The sequence below is a fragment of the Citrobacter sp. S55_ASV_140 genome (assembly GCF_018919505.1).
GTDB lineage: Bacteria > Pseudomonadota > Gammaproteobacteria > Enterobacterales > Enterobacteriaceae > Citrobacter > Citrobacter werkmanii.
In genome coordinates, this window is the sequence record NZ_JAHLQZ010000392.1 from 1 (window position 1) to 1,146 (window position 1,146).

Consider the following 1,146-nt stretch of genomic DNA (forward strand, 5'->3'; position numbering starts at 1 on the left):
GGATATTTATTCATTGATACCGAAACCACCGGGCTGGGAGATGATGCGGAAATAGTAGAAATATGCATTATTGATAGCCATGGATTTATTATGCTTAATACCCTTGTTAAGCCAACTAAGCCTATTCCTGATGAAGCGATAGCCATTCATGGGATTACTAATGAAATGGTGGCTTTTGCTCCTGCTTGGACTGATATATGTGGGGCTGTGGAGGAACTATTTCGGCGGTTTGGGTTTGTTATCTATAACGCCGATTATGATTTACGGCTAATTAAGCAGACTTACGCGATAAATGGGCGCGGCTCAGATGCGGCACCGTGGATGCTCGCCTTTCATTCTGTATGCGCTATGAAACTATATGCAGAATATCGTGGTGAACCGGGGAAATATCACGGTTATAAGTGGCATAAGTTAGTTGATGCCGCCGCGCATGAAGGTGTTGTGATCGAGGGGCAGGCACACCGTGCTTTAGCTGATTGCAAAATGACATTAGGTGTCATCAAAGCTTTAGCGCAAGGCGGTGCGGTATGACTATGCGCATCCATCAGTTAAAAATTGCACCTAAGTATTTTAATGCCGTAGTCGCTGGCAGCAAAAAGGCAGAGCTTCGCAAAGATGATCGCGGCTACAAAGTTGGTGATGTCCTTTCTCTCTGCGAATGGAAACACGGTTCATATACTGGTCGGGAATGGGCCGCTGTTATTACCCACACTTTGCCGATTAATGAAGTTGTGGCAGTGGAAGGGCAATGGGTAATTCTTTCGATTCGCTCATTAACGCCGCTTGAGGCTCTCTCCTATGTCATTTCAGGGGGAGCTATATGACCACTATCCTGAAATGGGCGGGAAATAAAACCGCGATCATGCTGGAATTGATTAAGCACCTTCCTGCTGGCTCGCGACTGGTTGAACCTTTCGCGGGTTCCTGTGCTGTGATGATGGCGACAGACTATCCTCATTATCTTGTCGCGGATATTAATCCAGACCTGATTAATCTCTATCAGGTGATTAAGAATGATGTTGAATACTTCATCAAAGAGGGCAGATATCTTTTTGAAGCCCGTAATGATCCAGAGGCATATTATAAGACGAGACAGGAGTTTAACTTGCGCCATGGTGGCGAAATTGAACGCGCATTGTATTTCTT

Annotated in this window: 3 protein-coding genes; all 3 read left to right on the forward strand. The window is 45.4% G+C overall.

Translation table 11 applies throughout. The features are described 5' to 3' along the window. A partial coding sequence (locus KQJ18_RS24075; protein ID WP_216422964.1) for a 3'-5' exonuclease occupies nt 1-531 on the forward strand: 531 nt, incomplete at its 5' end. Continuing rightward, nucleotides 528-824 carry a DUF3850 domain-containing protein gene (locus tag KQJ18_RS24080; RefSeq protein WP_151235882.1) on the forward strand — a complete coding sequence of 99 codons (297 nt, stop codon included), beginning with the start codon at nt 528-530 and terminating at the stop codon, nt 822-824. The genes KQJ18_RS24075 and KQJ18_RS24080, both read left to right, overlap by 4 nt. Continuing rightward, the coding region (locus KQJ18_RS24085) for a DNA adenine methylase (RefSeq protein WP_216422965.1) at nt 821-1,146 on the forward strand (326 nt) is incomplete at its 3' end. The genes KQJ18_RS24080 and KQJ18_RS24085, both read left to right, overlap by 4 nt.

Bases quoted from the DNA above. Each gene is read 5' to 3' on its own strand.
- KQJ18_RS24080 (WP_151235882.1), top strand. From the start codon at position 528: ATGACTATGCGCATCCATCAGTTAAAAATTGCACCTAAGTATTTTAAT.